The 25,499-nt window shown below is 66.2% G+C and carries 21 protein-coding genes and 1 tRNA gene; 15 read left to right on the top strand and 7 right to left on the bottom strand.

Annotated features, from left to right (window positions below; translation table 11 throughout):
- Window positions 1–8: 8 nt before the first annotated feature.
- A complete protein-coding gene (locus tag ACFVHY_RS13980) occupies window positions 9–980 on the bottom strand; it encodes an NAD(P)H-quinone oxidoreductase (RefSeq protein WP_390272663.1) in 972 nt (323 codons plus the stop codon).
- Between the two features lie 77 nt (window positions 981–1,057).
- On the opposite strand from ACFVHY_RS13980, the gene ACFVHY_RS13975 reads away from it, so the two are divergent.
- The 7 genes from ACFVHY_RS13975 (at window position 1,058) to ACFVHY_RS13945 (ending at window position 9,351) form a co-directional block, all read left to right on the top strand.
- Window positions 1,058–1,142, top strand: a tRNA-Ser gene (locus ACFVHY_RS13975).
- Between the two features lie 102 nt (window positions 1,143–1,244).
- Complete coding sequence (locus tag ACFVHY_RS13970) at window positions 1,245–2,465, top strand: tyrosine-type recombinase/integrase (RefSeq protein ID WP_390272661.1); 1,221 nt, start codon at window positions 1,245–1,247, stop codon at window positions 2,463–2,465.
- A 909-nt stretch (window positions 2,466–3,374) separates the two neighbouring features.
- Window positions 3,375–5,231, top strand: a complete 1,857-nt coding sequence (locus ACFVHY_RS13965; RefSeq protein ID WP_390272659.1) for a hypothetical protein — start codon at window positions 3,375–3,377, stop codon at window positions 5,229–5,231.
- A 1,516-nt stretch (window positions 5,232–6,747) separates the two neighbouring features.
- Complete coding sequence (locus ACFVHY_RS13960; RefSeq protein WP_390272655.1) at window positions 6,748–6,945, top strand: antitoxin Phd; 198 nt, start codon at window positions 6,748–6,750, stop codon at window positions 6,943–6,945.
- A gap of 556 nt (window positions 6,946–7,501) precedes the next feature.
- A complete protein-coding gene (locus ACFVHY_RS13955; protein ID WP_390272653.1) occupies window positions 7,502–8,059 on the top strand; it encodes a hypothetical protein in 558 nt (185 codons plus the stop codon).
- On the top strand, window positions 8,060–8,704 hold the full coding sequence (locus ACFVHY_RS13950) for an RES family NAD+ phosphorylase (protein WP_390272650.1): 645 nt from the start codon (window positions 8,060–8,062) through the stop codon (window positions 8,702–8,704).
- A gap of 47 nt (window positions 8,705–8,751) precedes the next feature.
- Window positions 8,752–9,351: an SMI1/KNR4 family protein gene (locus ACFVHY_RS13945; RefSeq protein WP_390272647.1), complete on the top strand. Its 600-nt coding sequence runs from the start codon at window positions 8,752–8,754 to the stop codon at window positions 9,349–9,351.
- Window positions 9,352–11,910: 2,559 nt separating this feature from the next.
- Here the strand turns inward: ACFVHY_RS13945 and ACFVHY_RS13940 are convergent.
- Window positions 11,911–12,156 (bottom strand): hypothetical protein, encoded by a 246-nt coding sequence (locus ACFVHY_RS13940; RefSeq protein ID WP_390272645.1) that lies wholly within the window; start codon window positions 12,154–12,156, stop codon window positions 11,911–11,913.
- 575 nt (window positions 12,157–12,731) lie between these two features.
- Between ACFVHY_RS13940 and ACFVHY_RS13935 the strand changes: the two genes are divergently transcribed.
- On the top strand, window positions 12,732–13,004 hold the full coding sequence (locus ACFVHY_RS13935; protein WP_390272644.1) for a hypothetical protein: 273 nt from the start codon (window positions 12,732–12,734) through the stop codon (window positions 13,002–13,004).
- A 93-nt stretch (window positions 13,005–13,097) separates the two neighbouring features.
- Here the strand turns inward: ACFVHY_RS13935 and ACFVHY_RS13930 are convergent, their stop codons facing one another.
- Both ACFVHY_RS13930 and ACFVHY_RS13925 read right to left on the bottom strand, forming a co-directional pair.
- The gene (locus ACFVHY_RS13930; protein WP_390272642.1) at window positions 13,098–14,309 is read right to left on the bottom strand and encodes a hypothetical protein; all 1,212 of its coding nucleotides are present in this window, start codon (window positions 14,307–14,309) and stop codon (window positions 13,098–13,100) included.
- An 18-nt stretch (window positions 14,310–14,327) separates the two neighbouring features.
- Complete coding sequence (locus ACFVHY_RS13925; RefSeq protein WP_390272639.1) at window positions 14,328–15,581, bottom strand: hypothetical protein; 1,254 nt, start codon at window positions 15,579–15,581, stop codon at window positions 14,328–14,330.
- Window positions 15,582–15,894: 313 nt separating this feature from the next.
- Between ACFVHY_RS13925 and ACFVHY_RS13920 the strand changes: the two genes are divergently transcribed.
- The 4 genes from ACFVHY_RS13920 to ACFVHY_RS13905 all read left to right on the top strand — a co-directional run bounded on the left by ACFVHY_RS13920 (window position 15,895) and on the right by ACFVHY_RS13905 (window position 21,486).
- Window positions 15,895–16,290: a DUF4189 domain-containing protein gene (locus tag ACFVHY_RS13920; RefSeq protein ID WP_390272636.1), complete on the top strand. Its 396-nt coding sequence runs from the start codon at window positions 15,895–15,897 to the stop codon at window positions 16,288–16,290.
- Window positions 16,291–16,375: 85 nt separating this feature from the next.
- A complete protein-coding gene (locus tag ACFVHY_RS13915) occupies window positions 16,376–18,199 on the top strand; it encodes a dynamin family protein (RefSeq protein WP_390272870.1) in 1,824 nt (607 codons plus the stop codon).
- Window positions 18,196–19,620 carry a GTPase gene (locus ACFVHY_RS13910; RefSeq protein WP_390272633.1) on the top strand — a complete coding sequence of 475 codons (1,425 nt, stop codon included), beginning with the start codon at window positions 18,196–18,198 and terminating at the stop codon, window positions 19,618–19,620. The genes ACFVHY_RS13915 and ACFVHY_RS13910 overlap by 4 nt, the downstream gene beginning before the upstream one ends.
- 30 nt (window positions 19,621–19,650) lie before the next feature.
- The gene (locus ACFVHY_RS13905) at window positions 19,651–21,486 is read left to right on the top strand and encodes an Hsp70 family protein (RefSeq protein WP_390272630.1); all 1,836 of its coding nucleotides are present in this window, start codon (window positions 19,651–19,653) and stop codon (window positions 21,484–21,486) included.
- Between the two features lie 512 nt (window positions 21,487–21,998).
- Here ACFVHY_RS13905 and ACFVHY_RS13900 read toward each other — a convergent pair.
- On the bottom strand, window positions 21,999–22,307 hold the full coding sequence (locus ACFVHY_RS13900) for a hypothetical protein (RefSeq protein ID WP_390272627.1): 309 nt from the start codon (window positions 22,305–22,307) through the stop codon (window positions 21,999–22,001).
- 235 nt (window positions 22,308–22,542) lie between these two features.
- On the opposite strand from ACFVHY_RS13900, the gene ACFVHY_RS13895 reads away from it, so the two are divergent.
- Both ACFVHY_RS13895 and ACFVHY_RS13890 read left to right on the top strand, forming a co-directional pair.
- On the top strand, window positions 22,543–23,187 hold the full coding sequence (locus ACFVHY_RS13895) for a HEAT repeat domain-containing protein (RefSeq protein WP_390272624.1): 645 nt from the start codon (window positions 22,543–22,545) through the stop codon (window positions 23,185–23,187).
- 42 nt (window positions 23,188–23,229) lie between these two features.
- Entirely contained in the window at window positions 23,230–23,643 is a 414-nt protein-coding gene (locus ACFVHY_RS13890; RefSeq protein WP_390272621.1) for a hypothetical protein, read from the top strand.
- A gap of 62 nt (window positions 23,644–23,705) precedes the next feature.
- On the opposite strand, the gene ACFVHY_RS13885 is transcribed toward ACFVHY_RS13890, so the two are convergent.
- Together ACFVHY_RS13885 and ACFVHY_RS13880 are read right to left on the bottom strand one after the other, a co-directional pair.
- Window positions 23,706–23,915 (bottom strand): hypothetical protein, encoded by a 210-nt coding sequence (locus tag ACFVHY_RS13885; RefSeq protein WP_390272619.1) that lies wholly within the window; start codon window positions 23,913–23,915, stop codon window positions 23,706–23,708.
- Window positions 23,916–24,084: 169 nt separating this feature from the next.
- Window positions 24,085–24,741, bottom strand: a complete 657-nt coding sequence (locus ACFVHY_RS13880; RefSeq protein WP_390272616.1) for an MspA family porin — start codon at window positions 24,739–24,741, stop codon at window positions 24,085–24,087.
- A 275-nt stretch (window positions 24,742–25,016) separates the two neighbouring features.
- Here ACFVHY_RS13880 and ACFVHY_RS13875 point away from each other — a divergent pair, with 275 nt between their 5' ends.
- Entirely contained in the window at window positions 25,017–25,493 is a 477-nt protein-coding gene (locus tag ACFVHY_RS13875) for an ankyrin repeat domain-containing protein (protein ID WP_390272867.1), read from the top strand.
- The last annotated feature ends 6 nt before the right edge of the window (window positions 25,494–25,499 follow it).

The raw sequence follows: 25,499 nt of genomic DNA, 5'->3' as shown, positions 1-25,499 counted from the left end.
GCCCCCACTCAGCCCGCGACGCTCAGCAGCACCTTCCCGACCACGTCGCCGCTGTTGAGATGGTCGTGCGCAGCGTCGGCGTCGGCGAGCGGGAACACGCGATCAACGACGGGTACGACCGTCCCCGCTTCGATCAGCGGCCAGGTCCGGGTCAGGGTCGACGCCACGACCTCGGCCTTGCCGCCGGGACCGTGCACGGGCCGGGCGCGCAGCGTCGTACCCATCACCGACAACCGCTTGGCCAGTAGATGTCCGAGATTGATCTCGGTCGTGGTGCCGCCCTGCATGCCGATGATCACGAGGCGTCCATCAGTGCGCAGTGCTTTCAGGTTCGACTTCAGGTACTTCGCGCCGATGATGTCGAGGATCACGTCGGCGCCGCCGGCGTCCTGGAGGATCTCGGCGAAGTCCTGGCTCGAGTAGTCGATGAGGATGTCGGCGCCGAACTCGCGGCAGCGCTCTAGCTTGTCCTGCGTGCGGGCGGTCACCGCGACGCGAGCGCCCATCGCGTGGGCGATCTGGGTGGCGTGGGTGCCGATGCCGCTGGACCCGCCGTGGATCAGCAGGAGCTCGCCGGTGGTCAGATGCGCGGTGTCGAAGATGTTCGACGACACGGTGCACGCCACCTCGGGCAGCGCCGCCGCGGACACCAGGTCGACGCCCTTGGGCACCGCGAGGATCTGCTCGACCGGGACCGCCACCTTCTCGGCGTAACCGCCGTCGGCGAGCAGCGCGCACACCTCGTCGCCCTCCGACCAGCCGCTGACCCCGTCGCCGAGGGCCGAGATCCGCCCCGAGACCTCGAGTCCGAGGGTGTCCGACGCACCGGGTGGCGGGGGATAGTTGCCCGCCCGCTGCAGGATGTCGGCGCGATTCACGCCGGCCGCGACCACATCGATCACGACCTCGCCGGACGCGGGAGTCGGGTCGGGCACATCGGACAGGGACAGGTTCTCTGATTCGACGACGATGGCTTTCACCTCTTCGATGGTGTCACAGCGCACCGCGGTGCCAGGCGAGGTCCGGTCCGGCGTTCGTGTGTAACCTTGCTCGTCAGGGAAGCGTGGCAGAGCGGCCGAATGCACTCGCCTTGAAAGCGAGCGTGGGTAAAACCACCGGGGGTTCAAATCCCTCCGCTTCCGCAGCAGGTCAGGGGCGTTCTGGATAAACCGCCCGTGACGTCAGAATGTCGAATAGTGCGTCGATGTGACACGGATGTGACACATCGCAATAAGATCGCGCATGTGGCGTTGCGAAAAGGCGTTGAAAAAGTAGAGCTCCCGAGCGGAGCTATCCGGTACGAGGTGCGGGTTCGCCTTTCGAGCCCGGATGGCGCGCGACGTCAAGCACGACGGCGGTTCGTCACTGCGGCTTTGGCGGGGCAGTACATCGACAAACTGCAGGAGGCCGCGACTGCTGAAGCCGCGGTAGCTGCCGCCGAGGAGGCCGGAGTCGTCACGGTCGCTGGGGCGGTCGAGCGCTGGCTGGCCGCGCAGCGGATCAATCCGACGACCCTCGCGGCCTACACGGCCGCGTTGCAGCCAATGGTCGAACGTTTTGGTAGCCGGGACGTGCGCACTATCAGCGACAGCGAAGTGGAACAGCTGATTCAAGACCTCGTTGGTGGCACTGGGCCGGGCGGCCGGAAGTGGAAGCGAACCTCGATCAATCCGATGCTCGCGCGCGTCAAAGCGGTTTGGAAGGACCTGGAGCGGCGGAATGTATTGAGCGAGAATGTCATCCAGTATGTGAGGCCACTGCGAAAGAAGGACGACGCCGATACGTACGAAGGCGCACTCGATCTGTCGGACCGGCTCAGTGAGGACGAGGTCGCGAGACTGGTGGCGACGCACTCGAACGTGGATCTGCCGTTGTTTGGTGGACCACGGTCGGCTGAGTACATGGCCGTGGTCCATGCTCCAATGGTGCACTTGGCACTGATCGGCCTTCGCCGTGGTGAACTTGCTGGCCTGCGTTGGAGTGCAATCGATTTAGATAATGGTCGGATCACCGTGGCCGCGCGAACCCGGGTTCGCGTCACCGGACAAACCATTGACCAGACGAACGGCAAGACCGCCCGAGCGCGGCGATCGCTAAAGCTGCCAGCGCCGGTACTGGCCGTCTTGCGGGGCACGCACGAACGGCAGCAGATCGCCAGAAAAAGGGCTGGCGACGATTGGGTCGGGGCCCGAGACCTTCATGTGCTCACGCACTGGGACGGTCGCCCGGTGGCGCCGAGGACCTTGGACGACTGGTGGAAGGAAGCGCTGAGGTACGCGAGGGTGCCTCATCGCAGACTCCACGCTGCTCGGCACACCGCGGCATCCCGTCTGATCGCTGCGGGAGCGACTCCGTCCGCAGTCGCGGCGTGGCTCGGTCATGCGGACGGGGGCACACTCGTACTCAAGACATACGCGCACACCGACGCGTCAGAAGTGGACGCGCTGGCGAACCTTCTCGGTTAAGGGCAGCAGCTGCGCCGACACGCCCGCGTCGCAAGTGTGAGGGAGATCACAAACGACGCGGCGAGGTTCGGTCTTCTCGCTGCTAGTGCGAATTTGGCAGAGATTATTCGTCGGAATCTCTGAATGTGCGTCTACGTGGACTGATGCGCGCCACGGCGGAACTCCGCAAAAACTCAACCGATATTCTCGACCGATCTCGGTGCTAAGTCGCCACGGGTCCGCGAGCCGTTGAACCGTGAGCCATGCTGTTGCACTTTGCCTTTGAGCCTTGGAAGCTGACGGCCGAGACATCAACAGGCGGACACGTCAACACCCAAGTAGGAGTGAGCAAATGGCGATGACGAGTAAAGGTCCGCGCACGACCGTCACATCCCGCGTTCCCACGGACGTGTACGAGATTCTCGAGCGTCGGCGTGTGGAAGCCGGCGTGGGCTCTCTGAGCCAGTTCATAGCAGATCTCTTGGCGAGCTACTCCGGTCGCACCGACCTGATTCGGGAACTCGACTCCAAGGCTCTGCCTTAAGAGGTTCTGCGTACGGCGTCCTAGCGCGGGGGCCCCGCTCCGCCAGCTCAACTGAACACACCCGCAGCCAACTTCGACTTCTGAACAGAAGAAACCCCCGCTCCTGCGCCAACAGGATGCGAGGGCTCTCGAAGTTGATGAGAACTGAGTGCCAAAACTCGATTCTCAGGTGCTGCACTATTCCCGAAGGGACTGTCTTGGGCGACAGGTCTCAAGGTACCTCGCACCCTGATCAAGTTTCAACATCCTTGACCTCGCGTGTTCCGTACTCACACGCACGCGATGCCGATGCTTCGCCACCGAGATGGAGCGAGCTCTATGCGCTAATCGTTGACTTCACCGTCCCCGGCCGTGTTCTGACGAGATCAGACGACGGTGCGCAGTCGGTGAAGGTCGGCAACCCGATCGCCCTCATAGCCGGAGCTGAGACGCTCGGCGGTGAAGCTGCTGCACATGCCGTGGTGTCCCGCATTCGGCCAGGCCTCCTCGTTCTTGACCTCGACGGATGCGCCGACGTCGTCACGTCGCACGTCCTCGACGCCGCAGATCTGGTCGACGCGCCGTTGGTGCACATGGCTGCCTCCGGGTCCCCGGACTCAGTGCACATGATCTTTGCCCCGCGCTCTTCGTGGGCGCGGTCGAATTTGACCCGAGCGATCGACGAGATCCGCATGTGGGCCGGCCACGACAGCCGAGCCGTCGACATTCTCACCCCCACTCGATACCTGCGTCTGCCTGGCTCTGCATCACTGAAACCCGATGGCGGCCTGTGTTACCCGATCGACGTCGATGGTTCACCACTGTCCCCGGCGGCGGCCGCGATCCGCGCCCAGTCCGCCCTCGACAGCCTTGGAGTTCCTGAAACAACCACGGACTACGTCGACACAAACCCTCAGCAGCCGAGCAGCATCCCCGTCGCATCTGACACCGTTCGCATGGTCCGCACAGCTTCTGCAGAAGAATCGCGGATCGTCGTCACCGACGTCGCCCCGCGTGCGTGGCGCAGGCGGGCTCGATTCACCGCGGCCGACTGGAGACTGCTCACGAGTCGGCCCGCAGTCGGTCAGCGCTCGGATCGCGCGACCGAGGCTGCGTGGCGGCTGTGGCAGTCCGGTATTCGCGACTGGTCGATGGCCAGCTGGTACTACCGCAACTGCGACGTCTTCGAGAAGTTCAGCGTCCGAGACAAGAAGAAGCCCGGCAGTAGTCGCGCCCACTGGGACGCCATCGTGGCACGAGCGCGGGCACACCGGCCGCCACCGAACAGCACTGACAACGCTGTTGTCGCTCGAGTACGTAACCGAATCACCACCTGGACCGATAGACCCGCTCAGGCTATTGCGATGCTCGCCGTCCTCGAGCATCGGTTCACCGACGGCCACGGTCTCGTCGATAGGCCGATTGCAGTGCGCGATCTGATGTCGTGGCTCAACCTGGCTTCCCTCGGCACCGCGAAGAGTCTGCTCGACGATCTTGTCGCGAATAGAGCCCTCGAGCTGTCCACCCCCTACGGTCGGTCAGCTCCGCGGGAAGCCTCCCGATACACACTCCTCGATCCCCAGGGCAGCTCATCCCGTACACATCTGGAACATGACGTCACAATGCGGGGGGCCAAATCTCCCCCTCTACCCCTGACCGAAGGCGAACCACTCTCCCCTGTCTGGGGGCTCCTAGGGGCAGCCTGCTGGCGCATCTACTCTCACCTACTGGGGAGTGCCGCCCCTACTACGTCGGCGACACTCGCGGAGGAAGTCGGCCTGAAGGTAGGTACCCGCCGCTCCGGCTGCCTACGCCTGCTCGACGTCCTGGTCCAGGCACAACTGGTCAAACGAACTGGCCAGGGTCGGGCGACTCGGTGGTTAGCTGTCGGTGGCGAAGCAGTTCGTGCAGCGGAAGTGATTACCGGGGCGCGCGACCGGCTCAAAGCGGTTCGAACCCGCATCAACGCCGAACGGTCGAGTTGGCATGCGGAGACCCGCACCGAGTTCCGCAAGGCGCAACGCGCGCTTCATCATGTGCTCGATGGTCTTCGCGAGCGTCCCAGCCGGCCACCACAGGAACTGGATCTCACGATCGACGATGAGTACTCCACTGCGGGATTGAGAACAGCGCGGCCGCCGGGACTGGCACGCCGCGCTCGACCCAGACGGCGACCGCCCGGCCGGGCGCGCTCATGGCACTACTCGCCGATGACCTGCCCGGTTAAACCGACCGACGATAACTTGCATGTCAGGTCTACCTGACGTAGCAGTGCACGCTCATTCGCCAGCAATGCTGGTATTGCAGCCGCAAAGTTACTCGATAAATGGCGACCGGTTGTACTAAGGAAGTGGTCACTGTCATTCCTGTGAATGCAACTAATACTTGTTTTGACGGCACTTTGCTTGTAATCAAATTGCTACAAGCAATGCAGGTATTGCTTTTGTGCAGCTCAGAGATCTCTTGACCCCAACGGCTGCTTCTTGACAGCTATACCAGTATTACTGGCAAATATAGCCGTTCCCGGAGAGGCGGTCGCTAAGGCCTGCGGCTGCGATCCGACATAGCTGTGTCTCGCCAGTAATGCTGGCATTAACGGTATACTTGCTTGCTGTCGAACTGGCTCGCTGATCAGCGAGAAGGACAAGTTGGCGCAGCCTACGCTCGGCATAAAGGCGCGTCTGGCGATCGCCTCTGGGCGAGAGGATCGCCGCCACACAAGAATTGGCGCGCATCACCGAGCCAGGGGACACTGGAACCGGAGATATCGAGGAGGGCGAGGGATGGCCAGCACCGAAAAGGAGGCCGTACAACGTCGGCCACGCCCTCGAGTCGCCGCTGCCGCGGCCCGCGCCGCCATCGATATCCGCGAGTACGACGGCCGCGATGTCCCAGACTGGCTCCGCGCGATAGCAACAGCGACACACGACACGCCGCCGACGACTACAGGCTGACCGACCACCGCCGCAGGACCCGCACTATGTCTTCATGGCAGGTGTCGGTCTTTCGATGCCTGTCGACAAGGCAGACGCATGAGTTCGGGGAGATCGGTTGGCATAGGCACTGTAGGACGCTATGGAACATCTACCTCGATCTTCGGGTTCCGTCCACCCCAATCTCGATGAGACTCGACGACTCAGAGGTCACTCCCACCGTTGTGTTGAGCCATGGACTCGGAGAGGGCTCGACCGCGATCCTCTTCCCAAGGCGCGACAACCCTGGGCCCCGCGACTCCGATCTCGCGACTCTGGCGTGAACGCGGCGGTGACCGGCAGCGACTGGGAATCGACCCGCATCGCGGTCGAGACACATGTTCTGCTTCGGACAGTCGCCGCCAGTGTCCGCTTCGTCGAGGTGGCGCGTGCCCAACGATAGTCCCCCAAGGCGGGTGATGGCGTGGTCGTTGTCGACGACTCGCGTCGCCCCATACGTCTGTACCTCGTTGGCTGGTACTCACTCTGGCCAAGAAGGCCGAAGAGGGCGCGATCCTGCAAAGTAGCGGCGAGAGAAGGTGCTCCACTCACAGCAAGGGCGACGCACTCGTCCCAGTCATTGCTGCGATCACCCGCGAACAGCCCTACCGACGCACGGTTGCGGGTTCTTCGTTTCACTCGGAAGGACGCTGCGCGATCACAAGGGAACTGGCAGAGCCAAGCAGGGCCGGCCCTGCCGACATGCCTGTCGGCCACACTGCAATCGGCTGCCGCCAGGGAGTCATCAGAGGCACTCCGGTGAGTGGCACCGCTTCAGGTACCTTCGAATCCAACGAGAGGTGTTGCTATGCCGTCACTGAACATCGAGTTCACCGAGGAAGAGTACGCCCAGATCAAGGCCGCCGCCGAGAGTGCCAGCGTCTCGATCCAGCCGTTCGTCCACGACGCAGCAGTCGACCGAGCGAGCGAGCACCGGCGCCGGGTCCTGCAAGCCGCGGAATCGGTTGCGGACTGGTCGTCGGAGCTCAACGAAAGGCTGCGATGACAGACTTTCTGGTTCGAGAGGACGTCATCCTGATGCAGTCGCTCGCGCGTAATCGCCCGTTCGTCGATGGCAACAAGAGCACGTCTTGGGCGAGCGCCAACGTGTCCTGCACATCAACGGCATCATGCCGACCGGGATCTTGACGTCGATCGCGCCGAGGTGTTCGTTAACGACGTCGCCGCGGGCGCGATCGACGAGTGGGTCGACATCGCGGACGGCCTGCGCTACCTAAACGGACGCGACACCGCAGCTCAGTAGCCGGACGACACCATCACCTCACTGGTGATGCTTAGGACCATCGACGGTCGGCTCGCATCGCAACCCCACTCCGAGCCCGTGCTCTGCCGTCCTGGCAGGGTGCGGGTTCTTTGTATTCGACCAGGAAACTGGTGAAGCCGGTCTCGGTTTCAGAGGACGATCCTCGCGGTGCGAAGGCTACTCACCTATCATTGACTTACACCTGTCAATCCGCGTAAGGGGCATGAGGGTCATGAGGGAAGCAGCACGAAGCGTCGAGGACCGCTACTTGCGTGGTGACCTGGACTTTGAGAATGCGGTGCGAGCTGCGATCGGCGCTGACGTCGACCGCGAGTTCTTCGCACGGGTCGTGGGCAGTCTTGCAGCACGTGATGCGGCTGGACCAGCGCTCTCCGAGCACGACGCCGCGCTGCTGGCCGAGGCCGGGTTTGTTGCCGATTCCGAAGCGGCGGCGGCCGCGCGGCTGAGCCGGGACCTCCGCATGCAGGACCTGGTCGTGCGCTCCCTGTCGGTGACCGACGCTGCCGAGCGCCTCGGGGTGAGCACCGCCAGGATTCGTCAACGTCTAGGGGAGGGGACGCTGTGGGCCTTCAGTGCAGGCCCGCGCCGGCTGCTACCGCCGGCTCAGTTCACCGCCACGGGTGCGGTACCTCATCTGGAGAAGGTGATGCCGCTGCTGGCGAAGGATCTGCACCCGCTCACCGTGCAGTCGCTGCTCACCAGGCCGCAACCGTCCCTGGTCGTGGAGGGGCGTCCGGTGTCGATCGTGCAGTGGCTGACCGGCGGCGCGGGCACCGAGCATGACATCGAGCAGGTCGTCGACGTTCTCACCGCCGCAACGTGGGAATCGGCGTAGATGGCGCCAACCCTTCCGCCCCCGCCGCCGATCCCCGCTCTTCGCGATGCGGGAATCCTCGTCGGCGAACTGCACATCTGGCGGCCTGCGGAACTGCTGTGGCGGGTACACCGCACCGCCGGCGATCATGTTCTGCCCTGGAATGGGATGCGGACGTTCGGACCGATCCTGCGTTTCGATCATCACCCGCTCCCGCGGGCCGAACACCCGAACTACGGGATCTGGTACGGCGCATCGAGTCCCCGTGGCGCCTTGGCCGAGGCCTTCCAGTCGGCGCGAGTCATCGATCGTGACCGCGGCGATCCGTACCTGACCGGGCTCTACGCCCAGCGACCACTGCGACTGCTCGACGTATCCGGAATCGGTGGCGGTGCGTGGGCGACCCGAGTCGGCGGCACTCATGCTCTCGACTCGGCCGCGCACAGCCGGTCCCAGCACTGGGCGCGCACGATTCACCGCGCCCACAACGACCTCGACGGCATCATCTACCGGGGCCGGTTCGCCGGCAGCGTATGTGTCGCCCTCGTCGAGCGCGCCGACGGCGCCCTACCGGCTCACCCGGCTGTGTCGCTTCCGCTCGCGCACCCCGCGCTCGCCGGGCAGATCGACACCGCAGCCCACCAGTTGGGCTACGTCATCACATGAAGACCAGCACCGACAAGAAGTCCGTGTAGCGATCGGAAGTAGGAGACATGGTGAACTGGAAGACTCTCATCGAGGCGAAGACGGAGTCCTCGCGCCTGCTGCGCGAGGACGACGACCTCTACGACCCTCCGCAGCTCCACGACCCCGCCACCGAGGAGCAGATTGCTGGGGCTGAGGAGCGTCTGGGCACCCGTCTTCCGGGACAGTATCGGGAGCTGCTGGGCGTGACCAACGGCTGGACCAACCACACGGACAGCCACAGCCTCCTGGACACGGAGAAGCTGGGCGACGGGGTGTGGGTGCCCGGCAACAGTGTGTTCCTGGAGGACGGAACACGTCCCAATCCCGAACTCTTCACCTGGCTCTGGCGCATCGACATCCGGGATGCCTACTGGGAGTGCGGGCCCTACCAGCGCCCCAAGGGCGGCCTGGGGGACTGGCGCTACCTCTACCCCATCTCCTTCAACGACGGCGCCATCGACACCCTCTATGCCGTGGCCCAGCGACCCGGGGAGTCCGAGCCCACCGAGCGCCTCTTTGACACCCACGGCGCCGACAACCTGATGTTCCCCACCCTGGTGCATTACCTGGAGTGGTGCACCACCGGTGATTACGAGTACCGGGAGTACCTAGCCAAACAGGACTGAGGGCTCCCGAGCCGCGGTCCCACCCGGATCCGCACTGGCCTTCCAGGCGGGGACGGATCCTTCTTTCGCCGGCCTGAATGAACAACGCTCTCCATCTGTGTGTCAAATCAAGCGCCACCGAAGTGACTCTTATGCCGTCACTCTCGTGCGCCACAGTGATAGGTACGGTCGCGCAATAGTCAGATCAGTGGCTGTACTAGAGCCTGTAGTGTGCCCATTGAATAGTAGGGAGCCAGTTATACCGTCCTAGTTGTGTACGTCTGGTGCGCCCGACCGTCGAGGGCGCGCGAGATAGAGACGACTGGACGGTCTCTCAGTAGCTCGTATAACCGCCTCGCAAGCCGATGTGAACAGCACTCAGCCGCTGTTGGAGCCGGAAGTACAGCCTTCCCGATGACAGTTGATCCGTCTGTTATGCGGCCGTTGTCCGACTGCAGAAGCCTGCGCTGATCGCTTTCTGGCCCGGCGTAATCAAGCTATGAACGCATCTGTCTGTGATGTGGTGACCATTCTCCAAGAATCTCGGAATGGTTATCGATAGCGATTCTTGGCTTCCGTAGGAATTGGGTTGGGCGAGGACTGTCGAGCTGCTCAACAATCGCCGCGTCAGCGGCGCGAAAATTTTTTCTCTGGCGCCGAAAATACCCGTCGCAAAAATACTCCTGCACCCGATGGAACAGCCTCCTCCGCCCGCCCGTGGACCAGGTGAGCTACCCACTCTGGTGACCTGGCCGGCGTCCCGATGGTCCGCCGGCGGCCGCGGAAACCCGCTGCGGCCGCCACCCACGGGCGGGCGAATGAGTCAGTCCTGTGTCGACTCTGCTGCCACACGACGGCAGCCGAGATGGCAGTCTGACGGCTGCGTGAGCTCGTAGCCGAGCTCGAGGTGCCGGGTCGCCGCTTCTCGCGGATACGGGCCCTGTCGCCGGCCGGTGAAGCTGGCCGGCGACAGGGGATCGGCGACCCGGACGCGGCGGCCCGCCGCCCACCCTCAGCGACCGCTTCGAGACGCCACTGTTGTGACGTCACCCGGTCTCGCGGCGGGCCCTGTCGAGCCGTCTGCGACGGCCCTGAACCGCCTCGGATCGAGGTCTGAAGCCGAGCCTGTGACACGCCTCGACGAGCCGGACTGCCTCCATCGGGAGGGTCCGCCACCGACACCTGCGATCGCATCAACGCGGCCTCGACCCGGGTATCGGGGGCCGGTTGGCACCGGCGGCCGCGACTCCTGCCGGCCGCTGTCGCGACCGGACTTACTACCCGACATCGGGGGCACGAGGCGAACAGACCTCGACACCCCGGCTAATACCTGATGCGCCTTTCGGCGCCGAATCGACCTCGCGCCGGGGCCGCTGCGGTTCCGCGGTGTCGTGGGGCCCTCACCGATGCCTGCTTCTCGTCGAGCGCGCTCACGCGCGGGCATCGGACCCACGACACCGCTACACCTCCACGGAGGTTGGGGCAGCCGGCTGACACCGCCTGCTGACACACACCGGCGGTCCCAACCAGGCGCCCGCGGCTGGCGCCACGGGACGGTCACGCCGTGCTGGGGCGTGCCGCTGGCGCGACCCGCAACACTGACGCCATCGATCGATGCAGCCCCGCCACTCGCTGGCGCTCGCCGGCGGTTCTGAGCTGCCACAAGGCCAAAAAGCGGCCTTGCGTCACCTGCGTCAGTGATCTAGCTCATAGGGCGCAAGGCGCACCCGCTCTCAACAGGGGAAACCCGCAAGCGGAGCCATCCTTGCGCCCCCTCGTTTCGAGGCGATCTCACGTCTTTGCGCCGGGGCGCAAGGATGGCCATTCTTCGATGTTTCCCCTGTTCGCACGGGCGCAAGCTTCACTCGCTGACGCTCGTTGCCGCATGCTGTGGCGCTACACGAAAAAGGGCATAAGGAGTCGTGACGTCACTGCGGGTTTCGGTCGCTGCGCTCCCTGCACCCTTGCTAGCCCGGCAGAGCCGGGACGACCTCCTCGGCTGGCGCCTCGTCGCCCTCGCTGCGCGAGGGTCCTTATCGCCTTCGGCTCGCTTCGTCCGGTCGCTGCGCGACCTCCCTGCGCTCACCTCTCGGCGCCCCCTGCGGGGTGCCCTGGTCCGCTGCGGCGCTACTCGGCGCTGGCGCGCCTGTGCCCCGCTGCGGGTCAGTTGCTCGCTCGCTCGCCGCCTCCTGGTGCGCGGCGTCCGGCGGCCTGGGTCGCGCCCCGGGGCGCGCATGTCTGCGACAGGTGGGGACTCGGTCGGCCCGGGTCGAAGCACTGCTCCGTTGCCAAACGAGGCGCCAGGCGGCAGGAGGGCTCTCCGGTCTAGCTTCCTTCCGCAATCAGCCGCTGCGCGTGCGCCGAATGATCTGACACCCAAGCCGTCTCGTTGGATCGCCTGGCGGTCGCCTGCGGCCGCCGCCGGATCCGTCCTCGAGCTTGTTGGTCCGCATAACGCCCCGTCTGACGGGCAGTGCGAACCCGCGCCTAGTACGGCGACATTCTTGTCCGCGCGGCCAGGTTGGACTCGTCTGATCCGAAGGACCTATGTGACGTCACCGCGGGGCGGGGAGACTTGTGCTACGCCTTGGGGGGCTGGGGACGCCTGGTGAGCATGTCGAAGTCAATCATCACCCCGGACTCAGTCTCGTAGTGGTGCAGCCGCAAGTCGAGTTCTGAGTAAAACGAGTCTTCCGGATCGCGCGCTCGGCGGTCGTACTCGCGCAATCGAAGGAAGTCCTGGACTGGGATCAAGGCTGCCACCGGCTGGTCTTTCTCGCCGATGATCATTGGCTCGGGTAGGCCTTCCGCGAAGCGGGAAAGCATCCTCCTTACCAAGCCGGGAGCCCGGTCCGGGGGGATCAAGTCGAAGTGGTTGGCTGAATTCTTAGTGGCGTCGTTGTTGGGCACGATGGTCGCTTTCGGTGGCGCGTCAAGGCTGTGTGCTGGAGTATCAAGAATGGTTGAGTGCTTCTGCCGTGTTGGCCACCTCATCGGCGAGATGCGTCGATGAGGTCCGAGATCGGGGGGCGACTACAACCTTTTGGGCAGCGCAAGCAACGCGAGAATCGACCCTGATCCGCAAACAGAATGACACGAGCATTCTCCCGTACTGGACAACGGACAGCCGCAACTTCGTAGACACACCCTGCACACCCTGCGGTCGACGTCTGGCCCCACCAGCCCGAGGTCCTTGAGGGTTGCGCTCTCCCGCTGACCGTCCGTGGTGAGTCGTGTGATCACCGATCTCGGCGTGCTGGACGTCCCGGAACAGGAATCGACCCTGGGCTGCGGTTCTAAACAAAGCGGAGGTTTCCGGAACTTATCGATGACTCCACAGCAACTGATGGGTGTAAGGGTCGCTGGAGCGACCACCTCATACCTGAATGGAGAACGTCCTCATGGCAACAACCTCGACTCGTCTGATCGCCGGCGCTGTGCTCGCCGCGGGACTGGCCGGCCTCGGAGCGGGTGTGGCGACCGCGGCGACGGACCCGTTCGTCCCGAAGTTCGGGATCCACCAAGTGCACGGCGGTGCCACCGAAAGTCAGGAGCCCTTCACCTTCAAATTCGGTGCGGAGTACGGCGATCCAGTTGACAACGACGACTTCACCCGTCGTGGCTACGGCGATCCGATCGGTGACGCCGGGCAGCTGAAGGTTTTCCGCCCCTGACATCCGGGGTGAGTTCGGTGTCCGGACCCGCAGAGGCGGGTCCGGGCACCACTGTCTGCGGGGAGAAGACGACGACGTGCGCGATGTCGTTGGTCAGTGTGCTCGTTGGTCGGCGGTCGTCAGGATCAAGTATTGGGCCGAGGCTTGTTGGTGAGCATCGGTTTTGGTGTCGCCGATGACCTGGGCGCCGTATCGCCCGACAGTCAGTGCGCAGCTGTGTGCCTGGCTTGTCGGGTGCTTTTGGCAGGTGGCGGTGGGCAAGCCTGGTGGGCTATTGGCGTCGGTCCAGCCGTGGGCGCGGCTGGAGCCGAGGAAGCTGTCGATGTAGGTGCGCGCGCCCTCGGCGGTGTCGGCGCGAAAGACCGCCGAGTTTTCGACTGCGGTGGCATCCGAGCCGATCTTGGTCAGCACCTCGAAGTCGGTGACGGGGTCGTTGCTGGTGTGGGCGATGCCGCGGGGGCCGTACACCGCTCCGCGGTCAGGTGAGGTGGGGTTCGCGCGGAGGTAGGCCGCGGTGAACGGCATCGCGTAGATGAGGATGGCGTCGGGATCGATCAGCGGCGTTTCGCCGTCGGGAGTGGGCGTGAACTCGTCGATGAGGCTCTTCTGCCGGGCGATGGCATCGGCCAACTGCCGTAACGCTTTTCCGCTGCGGACCTGCGTCGCGGGAACGTAGTAGCGATCGACGAGCACATACGAGTTGTGAGCGGTGAACGCCAGGATTGCTGTGGATGGCCTGAAGTCCTGGAAGAAAGTTCTGGTGCCCGGCGCCCCGTCGAGAGGCACGATCGGTTCGTTGTCGAGCCGGGCCCAAGCCGCACTCATTTGCTCGGCGGCCGCCGTGGCGGCCGCCGAGCTGCGATAGTGCAGGACTGCATGTTGCAGCGACTGACGGGTGGCGCCGACGTTGGCCTCACCGTTGTCGGCGGTGGTGACGAACCCGGTGATGAACTCTGCGTTGGCCGGGACGTCGGCCGCGGTCGGGACGACCGCCCTGCCGATCCCGGCAGCGTCGTCGAATTCGCCGACAGGCCATTGCCCGTTGGTGAGATCGGGATTGACTTCGAACGGTGCCAGCACGAATTGGGCCATCCGAGACGCTTCGACCCGCTCGGGGTCGGTAACCGCACGTCCGAACGCCGCTCGCGCCCGGGTGGGGTAGTCGCCGGTGTCGAGGGCATCAACCTGCACGGCCGGGTCGGTGAATGTGGCTGAGCTGGGCTGTCCGTCGACAGAGCAGCCGGCCAGCAGTACGGTCACCGCCGCGGCCGTGGCGAGCGAGCACCTGAGGTAGCTGCGCGTCATCGTCGACCCTTGTCCCTTTTACTTCGCGTTCTGGTCGGCCTTGGTGAGGATCAGGTACTGCGCCGCGGCCTGTTGGTAGACGTCAGTCTTGTTGGGCGACTGCACATGTCCGACGTAGCGGCCGACCTGCACCATGCAGTGATAGATCGTGTAGCGGCCGTCGGCGCTGGATTCTGCCGAACAGTTCGCGGTCGGAAGCCCGGGCGGTGGGTCGATCTTCTGATCGTCGGCGTCGCTGGTGACGACCAGTGTGGCGGCCTGTTCCTCGGTGTCGGCGCGGTGGACGATGGAGCGTTCGAGCGCGTTCGCGGTCGAACCAGCCGCCCGCAGGTCGTTGAAGGTGCTGGCCGGGTCGGTGGAGAAGTGCGACAAGCCACGCGGCCCGTACACCGCGCGCATGCTCTGCTGCGGACGTCCGGTGATGCCGTTTTCCATCTCGGTGTCGGTGTAGGGCAGGGCATAGATGAGGATGCTGTTCTCATCCATCTTCGGCGGCTGAAAACCTTCGCCGTTGCCGCGGGCGGCGTTCTCCGCAGCCGTGGGGGTGCGCGGGAATTGGTCGATCAACGCCGACTGCAACGTGATTGCCTTGCGGGCCATCGGCTCGAGTTGGTCGGAGTGGGCCGCCAGGGAGGAGGCGAACTCGTAGATCACGTACACCCCGTGCGGGGTGTAGGTCGTGAAGTAGCTCTTGTCGTTGCGGGTGGTCTCGATGGCGTAGGTGCCCTCCACGCCCGGCAGGCTGTTGACCGGGCTGTTCTGCTGGCGGGCGCTGACCTGGGCGAGTTGCTGCGCGGCGGCGCGGGCATCAGCGGCGGTTTCGTATCGCAGCACCATGTTGTGCAGGCCACGCGGGTTGTCCCGTTCGGTCGGCGCGGTGGTGAACAGGGACGAGAACCCGCCGAGCAGTGCGTCGTTGGCCGGAATCGCCGCCGCGTCGGCGTTGATGTGTGGCACCAGGTTGCGGCGGCTGGTGATCGGTGCGTTGGATTTGTCCGGGGCGGTCAGGTCCGGGTCGACCTCGAAGGGCACCACGATGAACTGCGCCATCCGCTGGCTTTCGACCTGCACCAGTTGCGAGTCGTCGGCAACACCGAACGGTGGGCGCGGTTCGGTGGGGTAGGCGCCCGGATCGAGCGCGGTCAGATCGACCGTCGGCTCGGCGCTACCGGTCGTCGAGGATTCGGGGGCGGGTTCGCCGCCGGTGGAGCATGCGGCCAGCATGCCCGCGGTGACCGCGGCCGCGGCCGCGAGGGGGTACCAACGCTTCATCAGGGTCTCGATTCTCTCCTGCAGCCCCTGCCGCGGAGGACCAACAACCTCACCCGGGCCAGCGCCGCACACACTGGTGTTGCTCAGTGAGTTGCTGCGCGAACCCCGAACGGTTCCCCCGAAACCCGGATCTGCACGATCCTCTTGTTCGGCTGCAGAATAGTGCGCCCACCGTCGTGCCGGCACAGCGGGTCGGCCTTCGGGTGGGCGGTGCCCCATTCGAACGGTCGAAACCACCCGTCTCGCCCCTCAGGTCGCAGGAGGTGCGATCTAGGGTCGAGACGTTCTCGACCATCGGATGAGGAGCCCCTTGATGCCTACTTCGACTCGCGGTGTGCGCGCAGCGGTGACCGCTCTGGCCGTGGTGACTGCTGGTGCTGGGCTGCTGGTGGCGCCGGCACCAGCGCAGGCCGCCGAGCATGTCTACGGGGCAATCGCGATCTCCCAGCGCACCGGCAACACTGCCTATGCGATCAACTACGCCACCGCGTCGGCGGCCAAACGGGCCGCCGAAGCGAAGTGCCGGGCCTCGGATTGCCGGTGGGTGGTGCAGATGGCCCGCAACTGCGGTGCGGTTACCCAGCAGCCCCGCACCCTGCGGTGGGGGTGGGCCTACGCCCCGACCCGACGCTCCGCTGAGGTAGCCGCGGCGAATGAGTCCGGGCCGGGGTCCCGCACGATCATCTGGGCCTGCACCGCCGGCGCCTGACGCCCAGCGTTTTGCGTTGCCCTGCCGCTTCGACCAGCATGCTTTCCATGACCGGTCGGGGGAACGGCGGCACCGCTACGAGACGATGGTCGGCGTGAACGCGCCCGCAGCACCCCAGACAGGGGTCGATGCGGCCGCGGCGGCGGTCGTGGCTGAGGCGGGAAAGGTGCTGCGCGCCTACAAACACGACGTCGTCGCCGACCTCGCCGAGACGAAACTGCATCGGGCGCCGCAGCGCACCGTGGTGGTGGCCGGCGAGGTGCAGCGCGGCAAAAGTTCGCTGGTCAACGCCCTGGTCGGCTACCGCGACCTGTGCCCGGTGGGGGTTGATGTCACCTCCTCGGTTGCGGTGTCGGTCACCACCGGTGATCTGCCCGTCGCCAATGCCGCCGAGTTGTTCTTTCCCTCCGGCCCGCGGCCGGCTGAGATCGGCGAGCTGGCCGACTGGGTGACCACTGGCGGGCGCATGGTGTGTGATCGCAGCGTTGAGGAGCTGCCCACCGCGGCGGCGATCGCGCTGCGTGAGGCGGCGGTGGGCGATATGACCCTCATCGACACCCCCGGTGTCGGCGGCCTGGACCCCGGTTTGGCGAAACTGGCCGCGCACTCCACCCAGCAGGCGTGCGTGCTGGTGCTGGTCTGTGATGCCTCCGCCCCGGTCACGGCCCCGGAGATGGCCTTCGTCCGCGAGGCCAGCGCCGGTGTCGACGCCGTCGTCGTGGCCGTGACCAAAACCGACAAACACCTGGGACGCTGGCGGGCGATCGTCGCCGAGAACCAGCGCCTGATCGCCGAGCACCTGGGGCGCACGGTGCCGGTGATCGGGGTGTCGAGCCTGCTCGCCGTCCTGGCCGCCGAGACCCCCGACCCGCAGGCGCGTCACCGCCTCGAGGCCGACTCCGGGATCGCCGCCCTGCGCGCGGCGATCACCGACCGACTCGACGCCGCCGCGGCCGCCCCACACCTGGATGCGGTCCGCACCTGTCTGGATGGGCTGCGCACCGTGCGCACGACCATCGCCGACGAGCTCGCCGCGCTGACCGCTGGGGCGAAAGCGTTGCCGGACCTGACCGCCGAACGCGACCGGCTCACCGACCTGCAAGCCCAATCACGCCAATGGGAGCAATACCTCGCCCGGGACCTGACCCTGCTGCGGCAATCGGCGGTCGATGACCTCGAACGCCGCCTCGATGGGGTGCGCGAGAAGTGGACCACCTACATCAACAGCAACGGCATGCAGGTGCTGCGACGCAGCGAACAGAAGTTCACCGCCGACATGCAGGTCGATCTGCAGATGGCGATGGCCGAAACCCTCGCCGGGTTCCTGCACGAGCTGCACGACACGATCATCACCCCACGCTTCGCCGACGACCCCGCGGTGTGGGAACAGATCAGCGACCGCATCGTCGCCTCGATGCAGGACAAGAAGATCGAAACCCACCAGGTCACCAGCAAACGCCAAGGACTGCTCGACCCGACCTTGCTGACCATGGGTGTGGTCGGGTCCTCCACCCTCGGTGGGCTTGTCGGGCTCTCGGCGCTGATGGGTGTCGGCGCCGTCATCGGCGCGGTGTGGGTCGGAGTGAACTTGAGCTTCCGGGCGATCCGCGCCGGCAAAACGAACCTGCTGGCCTGGCTGCGAGAAACCCTGGCCGCCACCAAGACCGCCACCGGCCGACTCCTCGACAGCGCCGTCGCCCAAGCCCGCCCCGACATCGTCATCCGCTACCGAGATCACCTGCGCACCACCATCGACCAGCTTCAAACCACCATCACCCACGTCCAGGAGGCCGCGGCCGCCGACGCCGCCACCCGCGAGAAATCCACCCAACGTCTCACCTCGAACCTGGCCATCGTCGACAAACGCATCACCGCCGCCCAAGCACTGCTCGACGGAGACCCGACATGAGTAGCGCGACACCAGATTCGGTACACACCACGCTCGACCGCGGGCTGCACCAGCTGGCCGCGCTCGGCGGGGACTGCATCGACCACGCCAACGCGATCGGCACCATCTTGTGGTCGCCGCCGCGCGTCGTGGTCGTCGGCCGACTCAAAGCGGGCAAATCCACGCTGGTCAATGCGCTGATCGGCGCCCCGGTCGCCGAGACCGCAGCCCTGGAGGCCACCAACGTCGTCACCGTCTACCGCGACGGGTCCCCGTCGCGGGCCGAGGTCCTCGCCCTCGACAGCACCCGCCACCGCGCCGCGCTGCGCCCCGGCGCCGGGATCGAGTTACCGATCCCGTCAGCCGAGGTCGCCTACGTCGACCGATGGCTGCCCTCAGCGGCGCTGCGCGAACTCACCCTCATCGACACCCCCGGCCTGTCGACGCTGACCGCCGCCAACGACGCCGCCACCCGCCGGGTGATGATCGACGGCTTCGAACAAACCCGCACCGCCTCCATCGACGCCGACGCCGCGGTGTTCCTCTTCGACGCCGCACCCCGCGTCGATGAGATCGAGTTCCTGCACCGGCTGCCGTTCACCCCGTTGACCATGCTCGGGGTGCTCTCGCGCGCCGACTCCTTCGGCGAAGGCGCCTTCGGCCGCCGCGACCCGCTCACCCACGCCGCCGCCCACGCCACCGCCATGGCCGGCCCGCTGGCCGGGATCGTCCACGCGATCGTCCCGGTGTCGGGGTTGATGGCGCAAACCAGCCACACCGGCATGCTGACCGAACGCCACGCCGCGCTGCTCGCCCAGCTCCGCGACGTCCCGCCACTGGAGGTGCTGCGGATCTTCGACTCCGAGGACCCCACCAGCGGGGGAGTACCGCCGGCCGAACGGCGTGAACTCCTCGCCCTGCTCGGCGAGTACGGCGTCCTCAACGGCCGCCGGGTCGCCGCCGACGGCGCCGCAGCGCTCAACGCCTGGCTGGCCGAACGATCCGGGATCGCCGCCCTGCGCCACGCCCTGACCGCGGCCACCGGACGGTTCGCCGTGCTGCACCGCGCCCACCGCATCCTGGCCCGCCTCGATCAACTGGCCTTCACCCATCCCGCCCGCGACCACATCCGCACCCTGACCGCCGGATTACGCGCCGACCCGGCCCTGGCCGCGGTGACCGTGCTCGAGGACTACCAACGCATGCTCGACGTCGACCCCGACGCCGCGGTCACCGACGAACTGCGCACCATCCTCACCGCCACCACCCCCGCCGGCCGCGTCGGCCTCGACGGCCACCCACCACCGGCCGCCGTCACCGCCGAAGCCCACCGCCTCCTGGCCGCCGCCCAGCAACGCACCCTGGCCACCCGCTCGGCGGCCGAGGACGCCGCCCTGGTCACCCTCATCCGCACCTACACCGCTCTGACCGACGGCCACTGACACCCCTCCCGCACAGGACGATCCGACACCATGACATCTGCCAGCCATACATCTGCCCCCCACGCCTGGTCCCTGGCCATCGACTTCGGCACCTCAAACTCCGCGGCCGCGCACTCGGGCGCCACCAGCCGCAGCATCGAAGCGCTCTCGCTGACCCACACCAGCAACCTGATGCCCTCGGCGGTGTTCGTCGACACCGCAGGCACCGTCCTCGTCGGGGGTGCCGCCCTCAACTCCGCCGCACAGAACCCAGCCGGGTTCATCGCCTCACCCAAACGCCTCATCGGTGCGCAACCGGCCGTCGCAGCCAACGGGCACACCCTGCCGATCTACGCGCTCGTCGCCGCCGTGATGCGCACCATCATCGGCCGCGGGGTCGCCGCACACGCCGGCACCATGCCCGACCGGGTCGTGCTCACCCACCCCGAAGCGTGGGCGCCCCAACAGATCCAGGTCCTCACCGACGCCGCCAGGGCCGCCGGCATCCCAGCCGAGCGGATCACCACAATCTCCGAACCCCGCGCCGCGGCCGGGCACTACTCCCGCTCCCACGCCCTGCAACACGGCACCAGGATCGCGGTGTTCGACTTCGGAGGCGGCACCCTCGACATCGCCGTCCTCGAGGTCACCCCCACCAACACCTTCCAAGTCATCGCCGCCCGCGGCGACAACGGCCTGGGCGGCAAGAACTTCGACGCCCTGCTGCAACGCTGGGTCGAGGACCGCCTCGCCGACCGCGACCCCGACCACGCCGCCTGGCTGCGCCGCACCGCCCCCATCGACGCCATCCAGTCCCTGCAAGACTCCATCCAGCAGGCCAAAGAGCTACTGTCCGAAACGCCGTCGGCCACCATCACCGTGCCCGGCCCGAGCGAACGCACCACCCTGCAGATCACCCGCGACGAGTTCGACGAACTCATCACCCCCGCCGTCGACGCCGCCGTCCACCTCACCCAAACCACCCTCGCCGACGCCGGACTCACCCACCCCGACCAACTCACCGCCCTCTACCTCACCGGCGGGTCCTCCCGCATCCCCCTCATCCAGCAACGCCTGGGCGAACTCGGCCCCGTCGCCACCCTCGACGACCCCAAAACCGTTGTCGCCCAAGGTGCGCTGCTCACCGTGTTGGCGGACTCGGCGCCCACCCAGCCCCGCGGCATCCCCGAAGCCGCCGACCTCATGCCGACCTGGCACACCCAACCCCGCACCTTTGGCTCACCAGCCCAGCCCGCCTCGACGCGGCGACGCTGGCTGCGCATCGGCGCCGCCGCGGCCGCCGTCATCGCCGCCGCCGCGATCGTGACCACCATCGTCACCACCGCCAGCGGCAGCGACGACGACCCCAATGACGCACCCCAGGCCACCGAAACCCTGGACACCGACACCACCGCCGCCGGACCCACCGGTGAAGACGGCGGGCCGATCCTCACCGACCCCGACCAGATCCGCCAGCAACTCCCCGGCGCCCTGCAATCCCAGATCACCGACTGCAGCAAAGGCAGCTTCACCGACAACGGCTCCCTCACACTGAAATGCACCCTCAACGACGCCGGCACCCTGGGTGGCCTCAAGAACTCAAGCGGCCCGTCGGACTCATTGCGGATCGACATCAACGTCGACGACAACGAAGCCGCCCGCGAGATCCGCAAGCTGCGTAACGGGGTCTACAGCGCCGGCAAGGGCACCGTCGTCGAAGACACCAACCGCCAGGCAGCCGCCGAGATCACCTCGTCGAGCGCGAGCAATAACGAACACACCGTCTTGTACGCCAACACCGGTACCGGGCTGGTTCTTTGGGCTTACCGACTGTCGTCGGTAGAGAATGCCCGTACCTTCCTTACGCGCTCAGGTCTCATCAACTGAATGCGCAGAGGTGTCGACGTGATCGGGCAAGCCCACCGTGAAGGACTGGCATGACGAAGTCGCTCGAGCGCGCGATCGCCCGTGCGATCACCACTCGGATCGCCCAGCTCGATGACGGGCCACGTACGCCGTCTACGCGACCGCCGGACTGGTTCTTGCCGCCTGCGCGCTCCTGCTTCCGGACTACCTCTTCCTAATCGTATTTCCCGTGGGACTAGTCGCTTTCGGCATCCTCGTTGCTGCTATGGCTGGTGCTAAACCGGCAGAGAAGATCGCGTTCTGGTCGGGGCTGACCGGCGGCCTGGCGGTCGAGTGCATCTGGGCGGTCGTGGTATTCGACGGAGTTTGGTGAGTCGCTCTCCCCAGCTGTCTCAAACCGATTACGCCTGGCTTGGACATTGGAAACGGCAACGTAGGCTCGCGGCCGATCTCGTTCGGACACCTCTAAAGCTAGACCGACGGCCCGTACCCCATGGTGGCGTACGGGCCGTCGAGACCTAGCGGAGCGAAGTTCAGTGCGGCGCTATGTCGTAGGGGGACGTGCCGCCCTGGTGCGGAATCTTCTTGGGCGAGGGGCCGGGCGCGACGTCGTGGGGGAGCGTGCCCCCCTGGTGCGGCGCGACGTCGTAGGGGGACGTACCACCCTGGTGCGGCACGGACGGTTTGGCGTGGGTGGGTGGGGTGTAGACGTAACCGTTCGGGCCGCCCCCAGCGCTCGCACCGCCGGACGCGAAGGCAGAGGCTGCCACCGCTCCGGCCGCGAGAACGGTGAAAGCGGCGATTGTGAGCCGGCGGCTGCGGTGGCGTTGTTGTCCTGACATTTGTAACCTTCCATCGCTGTTGCTGATTTCGGACAGGCCGCGTGTGGCGTACTGCGACCACGTCCAGTCCTGGTCCTGAAAGGGACTGCAATGAGATGCCGGCGACTGGTCGGAAAGTTCCCTGCGGGCGGGCGTCAGTACGCGGCTGCGCGGTACCCGATGAATCTGGGCGGCACATAGGGGATTTGCCTGTCTGAGGCGTCCTGCGACTGACACGGATGGGAGCTGACTAGCGATGCCTGTTACGCCGCAGTGGCGGGCCGCCCACGACATCCTCGGCAAGGACATCGCCAAGGCTGCCCGGCGGGACGGCCTCACGATCACCAGCGTGTCGGGACTGGTCAACACCAGCCGGCGGTACCCCAGCGTCATACCTGTGCTCATCGACTGGCTCAAGCACGCCGAGCGCCGCGTACCGCTGACCGACCCCTTCGACCTTGATCGGTTCCGCAGCAGCATCTATCGGGCACTGACCACGATCGACGCGATGGGAACCGAGGCCGTGCCGCTGCTCATGAGCGAGTTCTATCGCGAGCCGCAGCAAAGCCCGGGAACCCTGCATGCGGCGGCGAACGCACTGCGCTACCTCGCGGTGCCCAGCGACTTCGACCGCATCGCCGCACTGGCATCCGATCGGTCGTTGGGCTCGGGCCGGGCCGCGCTACTGGAATGGCTGATCATCCAGGGCACCCCCGACGGGCTGCAGATCGTTGTCGATCAGATCGACGACGACACCGTTCGGGCACTGGGAATCAAATTCATCCGGCAGTACACACCACTCCCGGCCGGCCTGCGTCCAGTCATCGAGCACTACCTCGAGGACCCCGACAGCGAGGTCCGCAAACAAGCGGCCGCGACCCTCCGCAAGATCCTCGACTAGCAGAGCGCCCTGTGCGTCGTCGCTAGTCGATACTCTTCTGGCGTGGGTCCGCACGATCAACATCCGACGCCGCTGAGCTACCCAACAATCCACCCTGACGGTGCGGCCATTGAGCCGCGCCCGCAGGTGATTGCTGCGCGTGCCGCCGACCTTGTGGCCACCGAGCCCAGCTCGGTCGACGCCGTCGCAGAAGCGGTCGCCGAGCTGCCCAGTTACGTCGCCGAGGTGACCAGATGGGACCTGGTGGCCGCGGTGGAGAAGGCCGCCGACAGCATTGCGCGTAGCCGCCACCCGCTGCTCGGCGATGTTCTCGGGCCCGGGCCGGTGCCGTGGTCATGCTGGCAGGGCGAGCTCGACGAGCCGTGGCCGATCCTCGCCGACGCTGCAGCCCGTCTCGGTTCGGCGCTGCCGTCCCGGCACCCGGATGCCGGACACTGGTCGGTGACGACCGACTAAACGAAGACTGCGGGTGGACGTTGAACGTCCACCCGCAGTCATTTCAGCTCCACCGAGCTGGGTCAGAACTCGAGAATGTGCATGCCGCCGACGATGACGTCCTGGCCGTCGACACCGAAGTCGTAGGTCGTCAGCCCGTCGTCGCCGTGCTGCAGCTCGATCGGGGCGGCCGAGGCCAGCCCGCCGCCCAGCAGCGACAGTGCACCGGCCGCCGCGACGGCCGCCACGGTGGAACCGATCGTCTTACGCACTCGCGTCTTACCTACTCGCATCTGAGTGTTCCTTTCGTCATGCCAGCCACTCGACTGGACTTCGATGTGTCTGCACGTCTGCGATCGCAGACCGTGCGCGGCGCACCACCGGGGTGATGCATCCACAGATGAGTTGCCCCGAGAGTGCGGGAATGTTCCCGTCGGGCAGCACATTCCGGGTCGTTGTGGTTCACAGGTAGACGACGCGGCCGTAGACGGCGTTGCCGTCGTTGGCTTTCGGGGTGCTGGTCTTGAGGATGGCGTAGGAGCGGACCGCGACCGGGCCCGCACACCCGTCGATGCTGATGTGACCTTCGCGGGTGGTGGTCGACGCACGTCCGGCGCCGACGGCCTTCTTGTCGAAGGTGACGGTGGTGATCTTGCCCGGTGACATCGTCACCGACAGACTCGGCTGCAGCAGGGCCTGCGGACTGATCGACAGGCTGCCGCTGGGTCCGGCCGCGCTGACACCGCCGCCGCCGCTGCCACCGATGCCCAAGCTCGCCCCGACACTGCCGGTCACCGATTCCAGCTGCACCGCGCACCCGATCATGTACCCGGCCTCGAGTTCACCGGTGATCGCTGCACCGGCCTGCCCGGCCGGCGGCGTCAGCATGGACACCGCCCGCATCGACATGAACGCTTCCCGCGACGTCGGCACCGAAGACAACGGTGCGACCTTCTGCACCTTCTCGTTGGTGGAGGCGATCGAGGCCTTCCAGCCATCGTCGGTGACCCAGCTGCGCTGATGCCCCGGCTGGGCCTCGGCGGTACCGGCGGCGAACCCGCTCGCGACGGCGCCCACCGACACGGCGGCAACGGCAATGGTCATGACGGTCTTGTTCATCGGAGTGTCCTCTGGTCCTGTCGCAGCGCATCGCCGCGCCCTTGTCAGTCCCGCCTCGTTCATCGGGGCGAGAAATGTGCTCTGCGTGAGCAACTGAGGATTGGTTGCCCTGCGGCACCGAGAATGTTCCCGGCCGCACGATAGATGTGGATGCCGGTCGTCGCGATCGTCCCGACGGACCTAGGCTGGCCACAGCCGCAGTCGACTCTGAGCCCCATCGAGATCGAACGCAGCAGCTACCGAAACGCCGATGTGAGGTCCAGGGAGGGGGAGTGATGGACTCCGTCAATAGTCGAGATCGTGCCGGACGGACCGAACTCCACTACGCCGCGGCCAGCAACGGCCGCAAGCTCGACACGGTCGAGGCGCTACTCGCCGCCGGCGCCAACCCGAATGCCCGCGACGACGATGGCAGGACACCTCTGCATATGGCGGCGCAAATGCCGAAATCCGCTGACATCATCGCGGTGCTGTTGAAGGCTGGCGCCGACCCGAACGCACTGGACGGCAACGGGCTCACGCCTCTTCGGGTGGCGGTCGGCAAGGCCAGGTCGCTGAGTGTCTACCGTGTTCTTCTCGAGGGTGGCGCCGATCCCACGATCAGCGGGGATGTCGGTGGTCTCTCGGCTGCGGACTACATTGCACGCATGGGGCTGGAGCCGGAGATCGAGCTGTTCAGCCGGTTCACCGAGCTACCGCCCAAGCCAGAGTTCATGCGGGGCGTCCCCGTCCACAGACCCCTGAGGCCGTGAACCGGG

Origin of the sequence: Gordonia sp. NPDC127522 (genome assembly GCF_042672305.1) — a bacterium.
Classification (GTDB): Bacteria; Actinomycetota; Actinomycetes; order Mycobacteriales; family Mycobacteriaceae; genus Gordonia; species Gordonia hongkongensis.
This window is presented reverse-complemented; position numbering and strand designations above follow the sequence as displayed.

Bases quoted from the DNA above. Each gene is read 5' to 3' on its own strand.
- ACFVHY_RS13935 (WP_390272644.1), top strand. From the start codon at position 12,732: ATGGCAACAACCTCGACTCGTCTGATCGCCGGCGCTGTGCTCGCCGCG.
- ACFVHY_RS13905 (WP_390272630.1), top strand. From the start codon at position 19,651: ATGACATCTGCCAGCCATACATCTGCCCCCCACGCCTGGTCCCTGGCC.
- ACFVHY_RS13910 (WP_390272633.1), top strand. From the start codon at position 18,196: ATGAGTAGCGCGACACCAGATTCGGTACACACCACGCTCGACCGCGGG.
- ACFVHY_RS13915 (WP_390272870.1), top strand. From the start codon at position 16,376: ATGGTCGGCGTGAACGCGCCCGCAGCACCCCAGACAGGGGTCGATGCG.
- ACFVHY_RS13885 (WP_390272619.1), bottom strand. From the start codon at position 23,915: ATGCGAGTAGGTAAGACGCGAGTGCGTAAGACGATCGGTTCCACCGTG.
- ACFVHY_RS13880 (WP_390272616.1), bottom strand. From the start codon at position 24,741: ATGAACAAGACCGTCATGACCATTGCCGTTGCCGCCGTGTCGGTGGGC.
- ACFVHY_RS13960 (WP_390272655.1), top strand. From the start codon at position 6,748: ATGCCGTCACTGAACATCGAGTTCACCGAGGAAGAGTACGCCCAGATC.
- ACFVHY_RS13895 (WP_390272624.1), top strand. From the start codon at position 22,543: ATGCCTGTTACGCCGCAGTGGCGGGCCGCCCACGACATCCTCGGCAAG.
- ACFVHY_RS13875 (WP_390272867.1), top strand. From the start codon at position 25,017: ATGGACTCCGTCAATAGTCGAGATCGTGCCGGACGGACCGAACTCCAC.
- ACFVHY_RS13950 (WP_390272650.1), top strand. From the start codon at position 8,060: ATGGCGCCAACCCTTCCGCCCCCGCCGCCGATCCCCGCTCTTCGCGAT.
- ACFVHY_RS13920 (WP_390272636.1), top strand. From the start codon at position 15,895: ATGCCTACTTCGACTCGCGGTGTGCGCGCAGCGGTGACCGCTCTGGCC.
- ACFVHY_RS13930 (WP_390272642.1), bottom strand. From the start codon at position 14,309: ATGACGCGCAGCTACCTCAGGTGCTCGCTCGCCACGGCCGCGGCGGTG.
- ACFVHY_RS13945 (WP_390272647.1), top strand. From the start codon at position 8,752: ATGGTGAACTGGAAGACTCTCATCGAGGCGAAGACGGAGTCCTCGCGC.
- ACFVHY_RS13925 (WP_390272639.1), bottom strand. From the start codon at position 15,581: ATGAAGCGTTGGTACCCCCTCGCGGCCGCGGCCGCGGTCACCGCGGGC.
- ACFVHY_RS13940 (WP_390272645.1), bottom strand. From the start codon at position 12,156: ATGCTTTCCCGCTTCGCGGAAGGCCTACCCGAGCCAATGATCATCGGC.
- ACFVHY_RS13900 (WP_390272627.1), bottom strand. From the start codon at position 22,307: ATGTCAGGACAACAACGCCACCGCAGCCGCCGGCTCACAATCGCCGCT.